14 protein-coding genes and 1 pseudogene are annotated in these 15237 nt (G+C 64.5%); 8 read left to right on the forward strand and 7 right to left on the reverse strand.

All coding sequences use genetic code 11. The annotated features are described in order from the left end of the window. Positions 1-336: type II toxin-antitoxin system RelE/ParE family toxin (locus BMI01S_RS33595; RefSeq protein WP_306303753.1), on the forward strand; the 336-nt coding region annotated here is incomplete at its 5' end. A gap of 385 nt (positions 337-721) precedes the next feature. On the opposite strand, the gene BMI01S_RS33600 is transcribed toward BMI01S_RS33595, so the two are convergent. The 5 genes from BMI01S_RS33600 to BMI01S_RS33620 are packed head-to-tail and all read right to left on the reverse strand — an operon-like array spanning position 722 to position 5985. Then, positions 722-2401, reverse strand: a complete 1680-nt coding sequence (locus BMI01S_RS33600) for an electron transfer flavoprotein-ubiquinone oxidoreductase (protein WP_028232653.1) — start codon at positions 2399-2401, stop codon at positions 722-724. Continuing rightward, on the reverse strand, positions 2398-3039 hold the full coding sequence (locus BMI01S_RS33605; protein WP_042292226.1) for a HutD/Ves family protein: 642 nt from the start codon (positions 3037-3039) through the stop codon (positions 2398-2400). Before BMI01S_RS33605 ends, BMI01S_RS33600 begins: the two co-directional genes overlap by 4 nt. After that, positions 3036-3977: an electron transfer flavoprotein subunit alpha/FixB family protein gene (locus BMI01S_RS33610; protein ID WP_028232652.1), complete on the reverse strand. Its 942-nt coding sequence runs from the start codon at positions 3975-3977 to the stop codon at positions 3036-3038. The genes BMI01S_RS33605 and BMI01S_RS33610 overlap by 4 nt, the downstream gene beginning before the upstream one ends. Positions 3978-3979: 2 nt before the next feature. After that, a complete protein-coding gene (locus BMI01S_RS33615) occupies positions 3980-4753 on the reverse strand; it encodes an electron transfer flavoprotein subunit beta/FixA family protein (RefSeq protein ID WP_028232651.1) in 774 nt (257 codons plus the stop codon). Positions 4754-4797: 44 nt separating this feature from the next. After that, positions 4798-5985, reverse strand: a complete 1188-nt coding sequence (locus tag BMI01S_RS33620) for an NAD(P)/FAD-dependent oxidoreductase (RefSeq protein ID WP_028232650.1) — start codon at positions 5983-5985, stop codon at positions 4798-4800. 188 nt (positions 5986-6173) lie between these two features. Between BMI01S_RS33620 and BMI01S_RS33625 the strand changes: the two genes are divergently transcribed. Together BMI01S_RS33625 and hutG are read left to right on the forward strand one after the other, a co-directional pair. Continuing rightward, positions 6174-7139, forward strand: a complete 966-nt coding sequence (locus BMI01S_RS33625; RefSeq protein ID WP_028232649.1) for a LysR family transcriptional regulator — start codon at positions 6174-6176, stop codon at positions 7137-7139. A 35-nt stretch (positions 7140-7174) separates the two neighbouring features. After that, entirely contained in the window at positions 7175-7990 is an 816-nt protein-coding gene (gene hutG, locus BMI01S_RS33630; protein ID WP_028232648.1) for an N-formylglutamate deformylase, read from the forward strand. Between the two features lie 239 nt (positions 7991-8229). Here hutG and BMI01S_RS44470 read toward each other — a convergent pair whose 3' ends face one another. Beyond that, on the reverse strand, positions 8230-8556 hold the full coding sequence (locus tag BMI01S_RS44470) for a cupin domain-containing protein (protein WP_306303754.1): 327 nt from the start codon (positions 8554-8556) through the stop codon (positions 8230-8232). Between the two features lie 166 nt (positions 8557-8722). Next, positions 8723-8830 (reverse strand): annotated as a pseudogene (locus BMI01S_RS44475) (XRE family transcriptional regulator); the annotation flags it as partial. A 180-nt stretch (positions 8831-9010) separates the two neighbouring features. Here BMI01S_RS44475 and glnT point away from each other — a divergent pair. The 5 genes from glnT (at position 9011) to BMI01S_RS33660 (ending at position 14978) form a co-directional block, all read left to right on the forward strand. Beyond that, on the forward strand, positions 9011-10396 hold the full coding sequence (glnT, locus tag BMI01S_RS33640; RefSeq protein ID WP_028232647.1) for a type III glutamate--ammonia ligase: 1386 nt from the start codon (positions 9011-9013) through the stop codon (positions 10394-10396). Positions 10397-10407: 11 nt separating this feature from the next. After that, positions 10408-11316 (forward strand): class II glutamine amidotransferase, encoded by a 909-nt coding sequence (locus tag BMI01S_RS33645; RefSeq protein WP_028232646.1) that lies wholly within the window; start codon positions 10408-10410, stop codon positions 11314-11316. After that, positions 11304-11993, forward strand: coding sequence for a GltB/FmdC/FwdC-like GXGXG domain-containing protein (locus tag BMI01S_RS33650; RefSeq protein ID WP_028232645.1), 690 nt, complete (start codon positions 11304-11306; stop codon positions 11991-11993). The genes BMI01S_RS33645 and BMI01S_RS33650 overlap by 13 nt, the downstream gene beginning before the upstream one ends. Positions 11994-12016: 23 nt before the next feature. Continuing rightward, a complete protein-coding gene (locus tag BMI01S_RS33655) occupies positions 12017-13381 on the forward strand; it encodes an FMN-binding glutamate synthase family protein (protein ID WP_042292229.1) in 1365 nt (454 codons plus the stop codon). Between the two features lie 205 nt (positions 13382-13586). Further along, complete coding sequence (locus tag BMI01S_RS33660) at positions 13587-14978, forward strand: ammonium transporter (protein ID WP_028232643.1); 1392 nt, start codon at positions 13587-13589, stop codon at positions 14976-14978. Positions 14979-15237: the final 259 nt, after the last annotated feature.

Genomic DNA, 15237 nt, shown 5'->3' on the forward strand with positions numbered 1-15237 from the left:
GAACAGTTACGAATGGTGAAGCCAAACTCGTGGTCCAGGACGTGCGAAATCGACGAACTGAGAAGTTACATTGTCCGCACCTTCGGATGGGAGACTTGGCGTCAGACATCGGCGCAGATTCAGGAAACCATCACGCAGATTCGCCAGTATCCCGACAGTGGCCATATGCCTGCGGAACTCGAAGGCTTTGTCGATGAGCGTTTCCGGCAGACCCTGTCCAGCAGGAGCCGGATCATCTACGAGGTGCAGGACGACACCGTTTTCATTCACCTCGTGGTCGATACGCGACGCGACCTGCCGGCCCTGCTCCAGCGGATCGTCCTTCGACTCATGTGAGCGTCAGGATGACGCAGCAATTCTCCGCCGGTGACCGCCTGCGCACGACCCTCATCAAAAACGCATTGCAGTGACCGACAGGAAGCTCGCGGGCTTTGTTCGAAGGCGCAAAAGTCGTCATGTTGCGGACACACCTATCCATTTTTGATACATCCGTACGGCCGAGGCGTTCCACTGGTTTTCGGGGTTGGCAATGACGATACCCTCGTCCTCCTTCCTTCCTGTGAAGGATCAGGTGCTGAACATTAGTCGAGGCCCGGCTCCGCAACGGACCACTGCTCTAGAATGGTTGACCTTCCTTAGGTCTTAGGCCGGGCGGGGGCTAGTTCGGAGGCGACGTCACCCATTTTCGATCGTCCGCACTTGGTTGCGGTGAGCGCGTCACTTACACGTTCGAGTAGTTCGGACCGCCGCCGCCTTCGGGCGTGACCCACACGATGTTCTGCGTCGGGTCCTTGATGTCGCAGGTCTTGCAGTGCACGCAATTCTGCGCGTTGATCTGCAGACGATCTTCTTCCTGATCGTCCTTCACGAACTCGTAGACACCTGCTGGACAGAAGCGCGCCTCGGGACCTGCGTAAGTCGCGAGGTTGATGCCGACCGGCACCGTCATGTCCTTGAGCGTGAGGTGCGCCGGCTGGTTCTCTTCGTGGTTCGTGTTCGAGATGAACACCGAGGAGAGCCGGTCGAACGTGAGCTTGCCATCGGGCTTCGGATACTCGATCGGTTTGCACTGCGAAGCGGGCTTGAGCATCTCGTGGTCGCGATGCTGGTGATGCAGCGTCCATGGCACGTTGCCGCCCAGCAGCTTCTGCTCGATGCCCACCATCAGCGTGCCCAGGTACAGGCCCTTGCTCATCCACTGCTTGAAGTTGCGCGCCTTGTACAGCTCCGTATGGAGCCACGACTGCTTGAACGCTTCCGGGTAAGCCGCGAGTTCATCGCTTTGGCGGCCGGCCTGCACGGCTTCGAACGCCGCGTCCGCAGCCAGCATGCCGGTCTTGATCGCCGCGTGGCTGCCCTTGATGCGCGAGGCGTTCAGGAAGCCCGCGTCGTCGCCCACGAGCGCGCCGCCCGGGAACACGAGCTTCGGCAGCGACATCAGACCGCCTGCGGTGATCGCACGCGCGCCATACGACACGCGCTTGCCGCCTTCGAGGTACTTGCGGATTTCCGGATGCGTCTTGTATCGCTGGAATTCCTCGAACGGCGAGAGATACGGGTTCTGGTACGCGAGACCCACGACAAAACCCACCATCACCTGGTTGTTGTCGATGTGGTACAGGAACGAGCCGCCGTAGGTGTCGCTTTCCAGCGGCCAGCCGGCGGTGTGAATCACGAGACCCGGCTGGTGCTTCGACGGATCGATCTCCCACAGTTCCTTGATGCCGATGCCGTAGACCTGCGGATCCGAGTCCTTGCCGAGCTTGAACTTCTCGTTCAACTGACGGCCCAGATGTCCACGGCAGCCTTCGCAGAACAGCGTGTACTTCGCGTGCAGCTCCATGCCGAGCTGGAAGTTCTCGGTAGGCTCGCCGTCCTTGCCGACGCCCATGTTGCCGGTAGCGACGCCCTTGACCGATCCGTCGTCGTTGTAGAGCACTTCGGCGGCCGGAAAGCCGGGGAAGATTTCGACGCCCAGCGCCTTGGCCTGCTGACCCAGCCAGCGCGTGACGTTGGCGAGGCTGATGACGTAGTTGCCGTGGTTCTTGAAGTTGTCGGGGAGTGCCCAGTTCGGCACAGCCTTAGCCCCCGTTTCGGAAAGAAAAAGGAACTTGTCCTCGGTCACGGGCACGTTCAGCGGTGCGCCTTGCTCTTTCCAGTCCGGAATCAGCTCGTTCAGGGCACGCGGATCCATGACCGCGCCCGAGAGGATATGCGCCCCGATTTCCGAGCCTTTCTCCAGCACGCAGACGCCGATCTCAGCGCCTTTCTCCGCGGCCAGCTGCTTCAGGCGGATCGCGGCAGACAGCCCGGCGGGGCCGCCACCGACGATCACCACGTCGTACTCCATCGACTCGCGTGGACCGTACTGCGCAATCCAGGTTTCGCTCGGACGTGTCATCGGCCAGGCCCCTCCGGTTCGCCCGTGAAGGCCTCGATGGCGATCGACGCCAACTGCGCGCCAGGCCCCGAAGGGCGCAGCGCTAGCTCTTCAGGCCGCCCGCTGATCCAGAGCGCGTTGAGCGGCGGCAGCGTCACACCGCGCAACAACGCGCTTTCCACGTTCCATTGTCCCGTGAGGCTCACCAGCAGATGCGTGGCGGCCGGCGTCACGCGCAGCGAATGCGCGGCGACGCTCACGCGCGCGCGAAATGTACCGCGCTTGCACATCAAATTGAGAACGTTCACGGGACGTGCGGGCAGGTTCACCCACACGTGCAGGTCACCGGAGAAGTGCACTGGCTGGCCGGCGCGCGCGAGCAACTGTCCGTCCTGCGAATGCAGGTCGATTGCGTTGTCGCCGATGGGCAGCAGCGTGCGGTCGTAGCCCGCGAACTGCGAGAACTTCGCCGGGCCGTCGAGCGTCGCGATGCTCACGCGCCACGCCGCAGCGCCGTGCTGCTCTGGACCGCGCGCAAGCGTGCGCGTCGTGCCGCCGCCGTTGGCCCAGGGCTCGGGCGGCAGGTGCATGCAGTCGATGAATCGCACGGCGCAGATTTCGGCGGCGTCAGCGGTGGGAGCGGGCAGGCGCGCGTTCATGGGCGCTGCTCCGCGACCTGCACGTGGGCTTCGATCGCGCCCACCACGTCGAACAGATCGCCAACGAGCCCCACGTCGGCCACCGAGAAGATCGGCGCGTCCGGGTCCTTGTTCACGGCGACGATGAACTTCGAATCCTTCATGCCGGCGAGGTGCTGGATCGCGCCCGAGATGCCGAACGCCACATACACGTCAGGTGCGACGTTGCTACCGGTCTGGCCGACCTGCGCGGCGTTCGGCGCATAGCCGGCATCGACGGCGGCGCGCGAGGCGCCGAGTGCGGCGCCCAGCATGTCGGCAAGCCGTCCGAGGCGCGCCATGTTCTCCTGTGAGGCGAGGCCGCGGCCGCCGGCAACCACGACGCGCGCAGTGCCCAGGTCTTGCCCGCTTTGTTCGGCGGCGCGACGCTCGACGAGCCGCGTGGCCGCGAACGGGGAAATCGGTGCGAGCGCAACGACATCCGCTGCGCCGCCTTCTGCTGCCACGGGGGCGAACGACGAGGGTCGCACGCTGGCATAAGTGAGCGCCGTGGCGCTCGTCACCGTCGCGAGCACGCTGCCCGCGTAGAGGCCACGCACAAACTGCGTGCGCTCGCGAATGGCGGTTACGTCGGCGATGAATGCGGCTTCGGAGAGTGCCGCCGCGCGCGGCAGCGCCGCCCGGCTGGAGGCGCGATGCGCCGCGAGCACCGTCGAATACTCGCCCGGGAGGGCGAGCAATTGTGCCGCGATCGTTTCTGGCGCGAGCGCATCGGCTGCGCCAGCGGAAGCGACCAGCACGCGCTCGATGCCACTCACACGCGCCGCCGCCGTCGCGCTCGACGCATCGAATACGAGCAGATCGACGGGCTGCCCCAGTTGCAGCGCAGCGTCCGTCACTCGCAGCGTGACATCGGCAATCGCCCCCACATCGGTGTCGGCCAGAACCAGCGTTCTCATAGTCAAACTCCCACGGATTCAAATACGCGTCGATCGGCGAGCGCTGCGAGCAGCGCTCCGACGTCGTCCACCTTCACACCAGGCTCGCGCACGGGTGGATCGTTCAGTTTCAGCACGTGGCTGCGGGCACTCGACACGCCGCCGAGCGCGGCCGCCTCTCGCGTGGCGAGCGGCTTCTGCTTCGCCTTGACGATGTTCGGCAGCGTCACGCGACGCGGGTCGGCCAGGCGCAGATCGGCGCTGACCACGGCGGGGCCGTCGAGCTGCCACGTCGCCGTGCCTGCATCGTCGCCGCAACTCGCGCGCCAGCCGCCGTCGATGGCGTCGAGCGCGCTCGCGTTGAGCGCCTGCGGCCAGCCGAGCAGTGCGGCGAGCATGGCGGCCACGCCGCCCACGTCGCCGTCGATAGCCTGCTTGCCGCACAGGACGAGACCGTAGTCGACCTCGTTCATGTGCGCGGCCACGAGCCGCGCGACGGCGAGCGAATCGAGGGTGGCGGTGGCCGCGCCCGTATCGATCAGCACGGCATCATCGGCGCCCATCGCGAGGGCGGTGCGCAGGACGTCCTGGTGCGCGGGCAGGCCGCAGGTGAGCACCGTGACGTGCGAGGCCACACCGGCTTCCTTCAGTTGCAGCGCTTTCTCGAGCGCGCATTCGTCGAAGGGATTGAGCGACATCTTGAGCCCCGCCGTTTCGATCGCGCCGGCGGCGCTCACGCGCACGCGCACGTTCGGATCGACCACGCGCTTGACGGGCACCAGAATGCGGACAGTCATCAGTTTTCTCCTGTTTGCATGCGAAAGCGCATCGCGCGATGGCGTTACGACACCGCGCCCAGACCGTACTTGCCGGTCAGCAGCGCGCCGCTCGCAAAGCGTTCGAGTGCGTACGGTTCGAGGGAGACGTCGGTGGGCAGGCCGAGCGCGTGCTGCGCGAGCAGCTTGCCGATGCCCGGCGAGAGCTTGAAGCCGTGGCCCGAGAAGCCGAAGCCCACCGTGAGGCCTTCCACGTCGGCGACGTTGCCGAGCACGGGGTTCCAGTCGGGCGTGACGTCGTACACGCCGGTCCAGGAGGAGGCGAGGCCCGCCGTTTCGTAGGCGGGGAAGTGTTCGGCCACCTGTGCGCCCACTTCCGCCACGTAGTCGAGCGAGATATCGCCTTGCTCGGTTTCGGGCGCATTGAGCGTTTCACCCACCACGCCTTCGGACACCAGCATCTGGCTGCCGCCGTAGCTTCGGAAATAGAGCATGCCCGGCGAGCCGAGATCCTTGAACGCGGGCATGGCGAACGTGTAGGGCGCGGCTTCGCATTCGAGCGCGAGCACGGTGTGGCGCTCGGGCTTGACCGGCAGCGGCACGCCGATCCACTCGGCGAGTTCGGGCGTCCAGATGTTCTGTGTGCTGACGAGCGTGCCGCAGCCAAAGCGTCCCGCCGACGTTTGCACGCCCACCACGCGGCGGCCCTCGCGCACGACGCCGGTCACGCGCACGCCTTCCATGACCTTCACGCCGCGCCGGCGCGCAGAGCGTGCGAAGCTGGTTGCGACGAGGTAGGCGTCGGCGAAACCGGCTTCGGGCTCGAAGCCGATCAGCGCGGCATCGTCGAAGGTGGCGATGGGCAGGCGCGCCTGCGCCGCGTGGCGGTCGAGCAGTTGCACCTCGATGCCCATGTCCTGCTGCGCGCGCAGCGAGGCGGCCAGCGGGTCGAGTTTGTCGCCTTCGGGGGCGCTGATCATGTAGCCGCATTTGACGAGGCCGCACGAGGCTTCGTCGTCGCCGAGATAGTCGGCGAAATTGTTGAACGCCCACCAGGAGGCGCGCGCGAGTTCGACGTTCTGGCGCACCGAGTAATGGGTGCGCAGCAGCCCGGAGGACTGCGAGGTGGTGCCGGCGCCGATCGTGCCCTGATCGAGTACGAGAACGCTTTTCGCGCCGAGTGCGGCGAGATGGTGGGCGACGGACGTGCCGATCACGCCGGCGCCGATCACGACATAGTCAAAGTGGCTCATGGGGCCCCCGTGGGTGAACGATGGGCAAATTCTGCGTCCCGGGTGCGCGCCATAATTTTGTATTAGGCAAACTTATGGTTCATCACCGCAAGCACTGATTCTCCGCGTGCTGGCCGTCCAGGGCCGCATCATGCGGAGAGCGCGCAAAGCGGCCGGCGTCAAATGCACCAACATCCGTGGAGCCCCTCATGAGACGTACCCAGGCGCCTATCGACCTCAACGCCTTGCAGGCCTTTCTCGCGGTGTGCGAATCCGGATCGATGACCGGCGCGGCCAGGCAGCTCGGCGTGAGCCAGAGCGCGGTGAGTCAGGCCATCGCGGCGCTGGAGCGTGACCAGGGCGTGGTCCTGTTCGATCGCGAGAGCCGGCCTCCACGCCCGAACGTCGCGGGCCGCGCGCTGCTCGAACTGGCGGGCTCGCTGCTCGAGCACGCGCAGATGGTCAGTGCGCGCATTGGCGACGCGTCGAACGCGGGCACCTTGCCGGTACGGCTTGGCTGCGTGGATTCGTTCGCGGCGACCGTGGGCCCGGAACTGATTCGCGCCGTGTCGGGCTCGGCGCGGCAGATCGCGTTGTGGTCCGGCTTGACCCCGGGCTTGAGCAAACAGCTGCACGATCGCGAACTCGATCTCGCTGTGTGTACACAAACGACGCTCAACGACGCGCGCATCGTCGAGGTGCCGCTTTTTTCGGAGGCGTTTGTCGCGGTCGTTTCGCGCACGTTGCTCGCGGAGCGCAGGAACATCGACTGGCGCACGCTTGCGCTCGAAATGCCGATGATCCGATACACCCCGCGCTCGGTGATCGGACAGCAGGTCGAGCGCTATGCGCGGCACCTCGGCATCAACAGTCCACGCCGCTATGAATTCGACGCGACCGATCCGCTCCTGAGCCTCGTCACGGCCCGGCTCGGCTTTGCGATTTCCACGCCGTTGTGCCTCTGGCAGGCGCGGCACTATTTGCCCGAGATCGACGTGTTGCCGCTGCCAGCCGGGCGGCTCGGGCGGCGCGATTTCTTCCTGCTGCATCGGCAGGGTGAGTGGGACGCGTTCGCGCATGAAATCGTCGCATTGACGCGGCGTGTCCTGGACGCCTCCATCAGGCCGGCGCTCGCGCGCGCCTTGCCGCAACTGCCGGAAGACGCATTGATGTAGCCGGATCGAGATTTCTGTACGAGAGGAGTATGAAGATGTCCGAACTATTTTCGCTGGAGCGCGGCGACGCGCCGTTGGTCGTGTCGATTCCGCATCTGGGCACGCAGATTCCCGCGGCGCTGTGCCATCTCTATACCGAAGAAGCGCTCACCGTTGCCGATACGGACTGGCATCTCGATCGTCTTTATGCCTTCGTGCGCGAGCTTGGCGCGACGGTGATCGGCGCACGCGTCTCGCGCTATGTGATCGACCTGAACCGGCCGCCCAACGACGAAAGCCTCTATCCGGGCCAGACGACGACAGGCCTGTGCCCCGGTGAAACGTTCCGCGGCGAACCGATTTACAAGCCCGGCTGCGCACCCGACGCGGCGGAGCGGGCCACGCGCGTCGCGCAATACTGGCAGCCGTATCACGACGCGCTCGCGGCGGAGCTTGCGCGGCTGCGCGAGCGGTACGCGAACGTGCTGCTATGGGAAGCGCATTCGATCGCGAGCGTGCTGCCGCGGCTGTTCGACGACAAGCTGCCCGACCTCAACCTGGGCACGCAGGACGGACGCACCTGCGCGCCCCCGGTGCAGCAAGCCGCAGTCGATGCGATGGCCGCGAGCCCGTACACGTGGGTCGGGAACGGCCGTTTCAAGGGCGGCTACATCACGCGCAACTACGGCGCGCCGGAGCGCGGCATTCATGCGGTTCAACTGGAAATGTGCCAGTCCACCTACATGAACGAGCGAGCGCCATTCGACTACGTTATGGAACGCGCCGAAGCCATGCGGCCCACGCTTTCCCGCATGGTCGGCTCGGCGCTCGACTCGGTGCAGGTGCTCGCACCAACGTCCGCGCTTTCATAAGCAATTCTGATACTCGAACGTAAGCCCGCGTCCCGATTCAGTGCAGTGGCGCACAGCAGGCAGGAAAACCGCGCACCGTCAGCAGGCAAACAGCGACGCGAGCGAATCAGGAAGATGAGATGGAGAGGGCTCGCATGCGCGCCAGGTGTTTATCAGCAGGAATTTTTGATTCATGACGATAAACATGGCACGGACGTTGCATAAGAAGTAGCGCAGGAGAGATGGCAGGGGCCCGCGCCTCAATCGGCAGTTCCCGGCGGATAGATGAAGATCGACAGGAACTGGATGGGCGTCTTGATGAGTCGCTCGGGGCCGTGAGGAATGTCGGCCTGGAAGGTGAGCGTGTCGCCGGGATGGAGGATGTAGGTCTGCTGGCCGTGGCGGTATTCGATCACGCCCTTGAGCATGTGGATGAACTCCGTGCCCGGATGCTCGAAGGTCGGAAACCGCTCCGCTTCGTCTTCGAGGGTGATGAGAAAGGGTTCGAAGGCTTTGCGCGGACCCTGGTCGTAGGCAAGCAGATGGTAGGTGTGACCGCGTTTGGTGCCCTTGCGGACGACTTCCATGCCCGCGCCTTTCTTGACGAGCTGCGCGTCGCCTTGCGGAACGTCGAAGTTGCGAAAGAGCGTGGAGAGCGAGACGCCGAGGGCTTGTGCAATGCGGTGGAGAACGTCGAGTCCGGTTGATGTCTGCGTTCTCGATCTTCGAGAGCATGCCGCGGCTGATGCCGGCCTGGTCGGCGACCTGGGCGATGGTCAGGTCGTGACGCTGGCGTAGTTCGCGGATCGTTGCGCCCAGGTAGCGTTCGAGTGGTGCTTTGCTGTCGTCCCCGGTTTGCATGTTTGGCCTCGATTAAAGGCAGAAGCGTAGCAGGCGGAGCGCATATGTGCGCGCTGAATGTTTCATAGCACGAAATAAAGTTGCATATGGAGAATTTTCTAAAAGGACAATGCGCGTGCGCGCCGACGCGACGTCGGGCGCACCGCTCTTTCAACCGCGGATGAGTTGCAAGGAGTGAAGATGAATCTCAATGACGCAAAACTGCCGGTCAACGAGCTGGGAAGCGTGCCGCGCTTCGGCTCGGCCGACGACGCGCAGAGCTGGCTCAGTCAGCAGGGCGTGAAATACGTGCTGGCGCAGTTCGTGGATATTCACGGCGTGGCGAAGGCCAAGTCGGTGCCGGTCTCGCATCTGAAGACCGTGCTCAAGGCCGGCGCCGGTTTCGCGGGCTTCGCGATCTGGGGCGTGGGCATCGAGCCGAACGGCCCGGACTTCATGGCCGTGGGCGAACTCTCGACGCTCACGCCGGTGCCGTGGCAGCCGGGCCTCGCGCGCATCGTCTGCGATGGACACGTCGAAGGCGAGCCGTGGGCCTACGACACGCGTGTGACGCTCAAGCGTCAGGTTGCGCGCGTGACCGAACGCGGCTGGACGCTTTTTACCGGCCTCGAACCTGAATTCTCGCTGTTGCGCCGCTCGGCCTCGGGCACGCTCGAACCCTGCGACCCAAGCGATACACTTGCGAAGCCCTGCTACGACTACAAGGGCCTGTCGCGCACGCGCGTGTTTCTGGAACGCCTGACCGACGCCATGCGTGCAGTAGGCATCGACGTCTATCAGATCGATCACGAAGACGCCAACGGCCAGTTCGAAATCAACTACACGTACGCCGATTGCCTGACCTCGTGCGATCACTACGTGTTCTTCAAGATGGCCGCCTCCGAGATCGCCAACGATCTCGGCATGATCTGCTCGTTCATGGCGAAACCGTTCGCGAACCGTCCCGGCAACGGCATGCACATGCACGTCTCGATCGGCGACGGCAAGCGCAACCTGTTCGCCGACCAGGACGACAAGCTCGGCATGGGCCTTTCGAAGCTCGGCTACCAGTTCACGGCGGGCCTGCTCAAACATGCACCCGCGCTCACGGCGCTGTGCAATCCGACCGTGAACTCGTACAAGCGCCTCGTGGTGGGCCGCTCGCTCACCGGCGCGACATGGGCGCCCGCCTATGTGAGCTACGGCGACAACAACCGTTCGACCATGGTGCGCATGCCGGGCGAGCGCATCGAACTGCGCCTGCCCGATGGCTCGTGCAATCCGTATCTCGCGACGGCGGCCGTGATCGCGGCGGGGCTCGACGGCATCGACAGTGAACTAGATCCAGGTGCCCCCGCCAACGAGAACCTCTACGAGTGGTCGCCCGCGAAGCTTACTGAGCACGGCATCACGGTGCTGCCGCAGAACCTCGAACAGGCGCTCGACGCGCTCGAAGCGGACACGCTCATCTGCGAGGCGCTTGGTCCCGTTGCGCAGGAATTCATCAAGCTCAAGCGCATGGAATGGCTCGAATACATGCGGCACGTTTCGGACTGGGAACTGAAGAGCTACCTCGAATTTTTCTAAGGAGAGAATTTATGTGTGGAATCGTAGGCTTGCTGGTGAAAACGCCAGCGCTACGCGAGAAGCTCGGTGAACTGATGGTGCCGATGCTGATCGGCATGACGGAGCGCGGTCCCGATTCGGCGGGTCTTGCCGTGTTCGGCAAGGAAGTGGATGCGAGCCAGCGCAAGCTGAGCCTCTATTCGGGCTTCACGGAAGAGGGCGCGCAGTTTCCGTGGCAAACGCTGCTCGACAAGCTCAACCGCGCAATGGACGTGACCGCGCGCATCGACGCGAAGGCCAATCATGCGGTGCTCACGCTGCAGGGCAATGCGGACACCGTGAAGGCGTGGCTTAACGAGCAGTATCCGAAGCTCTATCTGCTTTCCACGGGCCGTTCGATCGATCTGTACAAGGACATCGGCTCGCCCGCGGAAGTGGCGCAGCGCTACGACTTCACGAAGCTCAAGGGCTCGCACCTCGTGGGCCACACGCGCATGGCGACGGAATCGGCGGTTACGCCCGACCGCGCGCATCCGTTCACGGCGGGCGAGGACTTCTGCCTCGTGCACAACGGCTCGCTCTCGAATCCGTATGGCGTGCGACGCAAGCTGGAGCCGCTCGGCATCCACTTCGACACCGACAACGATACGGAAGCCGCGTGCCGCTTTCTCGAATGGCGCCTGCGTGAAGGCGACTCGTTGCCCGATGCACTGCAAAAAGGCTTCGAGGAACTGGACGGTTTCTACACGTTCCTGATGGGCACCTCGAGCGAGCTCGCGCTGATTCGCGATCCGTTCGCCTGCAAGCCGGCTGTCGTGGCCGAAAACGACGACTATGTGGCGATCGCTTCCGAGTTCCGCTCGCTCGCGCATCTGCCCGACATTCGCAACGCGAAAGTATTCGAACCCGCACCCGAGGAGATGTACGTATGGAAGGCGTGATTTTCGATCTGGAAGGAAAGGGCGTGCGGGAACTCAACGAGTACCTGCATGGCGACGCCGCGGCACTGAACGGCCAGCGCGTGAGTGTGACCTCGCCCAACGGCGCACACAACATCGCGGTTGGCGTGGACGCCAACGTGCAGATTACCGTTGAGGGTCACGCGGGCTATTACGCGGGTGGCATGAACAAGCACGCGAGCATCGTGATCGAAGGCAGCGCCGGGACGGGCGTGGGCGAGAACATGATGAGCGGCAAGGTGCACGTGCGCGGCTTCGCCTCGAACGGCGCGGGCGCTTCGGCGCACGGCGGTCTGCTCGTAATCGACGGCGACGCGGGCCTGCGCTGCGGCATCTCGCTCAAGGGTGGCGACATCGTGGTGGGCGGTTCGGTGGGCAGCTTCTCCGCGTTCATGGCACAGGCGGGCCGCATGGTGATTTGCGGCGACGCGGGCGACGCACTCGGCGATTCGCTCTACGAAGCCGTGCTCTACGTGAAGGGCAACGTGAAATCGCTCGGCGCCGACGCACAGTTCGAGCCGATGACCGACGCCGACATCAGCGCCGTGCGCGAACTGCTCGAAGCGGCGGGGCTCGATCACGATGCGGCGCAGTTCCGCCGCATCGCTTCGGCCCGCACGCTCTATCACTGGAACGCCGACGCGGACCAGGAATACTGAACAACACGATCGAGAAGGTCCCCATGGAAACCAAACCGGTTCATTTCGCGCGTCTGCAACAGGAAGAGTCCAGCATCTTCGACCGCAAGACCATCGATTACATTCACACCGCCGCTCAGCGCGGCCTCTATGAAATCCGCGGCCTCGGCTCGAAGAAGAGCGTGCCGCACTTCGACGACCTGCTGTTCCTCGGCGCTTCGCTCTCGCGCTATCCGCTCGAAGGCTATCGCGAGAAGTGCAGCTCGCAAACCGTGCTCGGCACGCGCTTTGCGAAGAAGCCGATCGTACTCGACACACCCGTCACGATTGCGGGCATGAGCTTCGGCGCACTCTCCGCGAACGTGAAGGAAGCACTGGGGCGCGCGGCTACGGCTGCGGGCACGTCGACCACCACCGGTGACGGCGGCATGACGCAGGAGGAGCGCGAGTCGTCGAAGACGCTGGTCTATCAATGTCTGCCTTCGCGCTACGGCTTCAATCCCGACGACGTGCGGCGCGCCGATGCTATCGAAGTCGTGATCGGTCAGGGCGCGAAGCCGGGCGGCGGCGGCATGCTGCTCGGCCAGAAGGTGAATCCGCGCGTGGCCTCGATGCGCACGTTGCCCGCGGGCGTCGACCAGCGCTCGGCAAGCCGCCACCCCGACTGGACCGGTCCCGACGATCTCGCCATCAAGATTCAGGAACTGCGCGAGATCACCGACTGGGAAAAACCCATCTACGTGAAGGTCGCGGCCACGCGCACGTTCAACGACGTGAAGCTCGCCGTGCACGCGGGCGCGGACGTGGTGGTGATCGACGGCATGCAGGGCGGCACGGCGGCCACGCAGAGTTGCTTCATCGACAACGTGGGCATTCCGACACTCGCAGCGGTGCGCCAGGCCGTGGATGCGCTCGACGACCTCAACATGAAGGGCAAGGTGCAGTTGATCGTCTCGGGCGGCATCCGCACGGGCGCGGACGTGGCGAAGGCGCTCGCACTCGGCGCGGATGCGGTGGCCATCGGCCAGGGCGTGCTGATGGCGCTCGGCTGCAACAGCGAATCGTACTTCCAGAACGGTGCGCTCCATTCGGCCGTGGCCGACTATGCGGCGCTGAACACCGCGCCGGGCTTCTGCCATCACTGCCACACGGGCAAATGCCCGGTGGGCGTGACGACGCAGGACGCCGTGCTCGAAAAGCGCCTGGAACCGGAAGAGGGCGCGCGCCGCGTGAAGAACTACCTCAAGACGCTCACGATGGAACTCACGACCATCGCGCGCGCGTGCGGCAAGCAGAACGTGCATCACCTGGAGCCGGAAGACCTCGTGGCGTTGACGGTCGAATCGGCAGCGATGGCGCGCGTGCCGCTGGCGGGCACGTCGTGGGTTCCCGGTTTGAACATGCGTTGATCGAGCCGTAGACAGAGCAGTATTTGCAGCAATGGGCGCGCGGGCGAGGAGACCGCCGCGCGCGCCGTCGAAACGCGCAAGCGGGCGCCCGACAAGCCGGCAGCGCAGGCCATGCACTCGTATCCATTTTCCATCCCACACGCGTGTCGTGAAGGCCGCGCCGCTTGCGCGCGCCTCACGCGACGCCTTTCTACAGGATCGTGCAATGAAAAGCTTGGGCAAACTACTCGCGGTGATCGGCGCGCTGGCGCTCTCGCTGCCCGCGCTCGCGCAAGGCGCCGCCGCGCTGCTGCCGAACAAGGGCGACACCGCATGGATGATCGTCGCGACGCTGCTCGTCGTCATGATGGCGGCGCCGGGCCTTGGTCTCTTTTACGGCGGCATGGTGCGCGCGAAGAACATGCTGTCCGTGCTGATGCAGACGCTTGTGATTTTCTGTCTGCTCGGCGTGCTGTGGGCCGTGTATGGCTACAGCGTTGCGTTCACCGAAGGCAATGCGTTTTTCGGCGGCTTCAGCAAGATGTTTCTCGCGGGCGTGACGCCCGACAGCACCGCCGCTACGTTCGGCAAGGGCGTGGTGATTCCGGAATTCATCTACGTGTCGTTCCAGCTCACGTTCGCGGCGATCACGCCCGCGCTCATCATTGGCGGCATTGCGGAGCGCGCGAAGTTTTCCGCCGTGCTGGCCTTCATGGTGCTGTGGTTCACGTTCTCGTATCTGCCGATTGCGCACATGGTCTGGTATTGGGCGGGACCCGATGCCTACACGAGCGCCGCTGCCGCGGAAAAGGCCAATGCCACGGCGGGCTTCCTGTTCCAGAAGGGCGCGCTCGACTTCGCGGGCGGCACCGTCGTGCATATCAACGCGGGCATTGCGGCGCTGGTGGGCGCGGTCTTGATCGGCAAGCGCGTGGGCTTCGGGCGCGAGCACATGGCGCCGCACAGCCTCACGATGACGATGATCGGCGGCTCGCTGCTGTGGGTGGGCTGGTTCGGCTTCAACGTGGGTTCGAATCTCGAAGCCAATGGTGCGGCCGCGCTCGCCTTCGTCACCACGCTGCTCGCGACGTGCGCGGCTACCGTCTCGTGGACCGTCGTTGAATGGACGATGAAGGGCAAGCCTTCGATGCTTGGCGCAGTCTCCGGCGCCATTGCGGGGCTCGTGGTGATCACGCCCGCATGCGGCTTCGTTGGCCCGATGGGCGCGATCGTGATGGGCTTCATCGCGGGCGCGCTCTGCTACTGGGGGGTGAACGGCCTCAAGCGCATGCTCGGCGTGGATGATTCGCTCGACGTGTTCGGCGTCCACTGCATCGGCGGCATTGCGGGCGCGCTGCTCACGGGCGTGTTTGCTTCGCCGAAGCTGGGCGGGACGGGCGTCTATGACTATGTGGCGAACAAGGTTGGCGACTACGATATGGCGAGTCAGATGATCTCGCAATGCTGGGGCGTGGGCACGTCGCTCGTGTGGTCGGCCGTCGTGTCGTTCGTTGCGTTCAAGCTCGTCGACATGGTGATCGGTCTGCGTGTCGATCAGGAAGGTGAGCGCGAAGGCCTTGACGTCAGTTCGCACGGTGAGACGGCGTATCACGTTTGACACGAGACATCGGTTGCAGGCAACGGACGAGTTTGAAAATCGCGCGTTACGCCGTCGCAGATGTCGATTGAACACCAGGTGGCAGTTCAGGCCTGCGCATACTCGCCAAGTGCCCGCGGTTGGTGCGGATAGAAGCTGCGGACCTTTTGGCTGATCTGCTTCGGTGTCCGATGCCGCAATTACCTGGAAAAGCCACCTGCAAACGAGGTCCCGCAGCCACGGCGTGCCCGTCCGATCGATATCATGGTATTCCATAATA

This window comes from Paraburkholderia mimosarum LMG 23256 = NBRC 106338, assembly GCF_000739815.1.
Classification (GTDB): domain Bacteria; phylum Pseudomonadota; class Gammaproteobacteria; order Burkholderiales; family Burkholderiaceae; genus Paraburkholderia; species Paraburkholderia mimosarum.

What these genes read in the sequence shown, in the direction of transcription:
- BMI01S_RS33600 (WP_028232653.1), bottom strand. Translation starts at nt 2,401, where the DNA reads ATGACACGTCCGAGCGAAACCTGGATTGCGCAGTACGGTCCACGCGAG.
- BMI01S_RS33605 (WP_042292226.1), bottom strand. Translation starts at nt 3,039, where the DNA reads ATGAACGCGCGCCTGCCCGCTCCCACCGCTGACGCCGCCGAAATCTGC.
- BMI01S_RS33610 (WP_028232652.1), bottom strand. Translation starts at nt 3,977, where the DNA reads ATGAGAACGCTGGTTCTGGCCGACACCGATGTGGGGGCGATTGCCGAT.
- BMI01S_RS33615 (WP_028232651.1), bottom strand. Translation starts at nt 4,753, where the DNA reads ATGACTGTCCGCATTCTGGTGCCCGTCAAGCGCGTGGTCGATCCGAAC.
- BMI01S_RS33620 (WP_028232650.1), bottom strand. Translation starts at nt 5,985, where the DNA reads ATGAGCCACTTTGACTATGTCGTGATCGGCGCCGGCGTGATCGGCACG.
- BMI01S_RS33625 (WP_028232649.1), top strand. Translation starts at nt 6,174, where the DNA reads ATGAGACGTACCCAGGCGCCTATCGACCTCAACGCCTTGCAGGCCTTT.
- hutG (WP_028232648.1), top strand. Translation starts at nt 7,175, where the DNA reads ATGTCCGAACTATTTTCGCTGGAGCGCGGCGACGCGCCGTTGGTCGTG.
- BMI01S_RS44470 (WP_306303754.1), bottom strand. Translation starts at nt 8,556, where the DNA reads ATGGAAGTCGTCCGCAAGGGCACCAAACGCGGTCACACCTACCATCTG.
- glnT (WP_028232647.1), top strand. Translation starts at nt 9,011, where the DNA reads ATGAATCTCAATGACGCAAAACTGCCGGTCAACGAGCTGGGAAGCGTG.
- BMI01S_RS33645 (WP_028232646.1), top strand. Translation starts at nt 10,408, where the DNA reads ATGTGTGGAATCGTAGGCTTGCTGGTGAAAACGCCAGCGCTACGCGAG.
- BMI01S_RS33650 (WP_028232645.1), top strand. Translation starts at nt 11,304, where the DNA reads ATGGAAGGCGTGATTTTCGATCTGGAAGGAAAGGGCGTGCGGGAACTC.
- BMI01S_RS33655 (WP_042292229.1), top strand. Translation starts at nt 12,017, where the DNA reads ATGGAAACCAAACCGGTTCATTTCGCGCGTCTGCAACAGGAAGAGTCC.
- BMI01S_RS33660 (WP_028232643.1), top strand. Translation starts at nt 13,587, where the DNA reads ATGAAAAGCTTGGGCAAACTACTCGCGGTGATCGGCGCGCTGGCGCTC.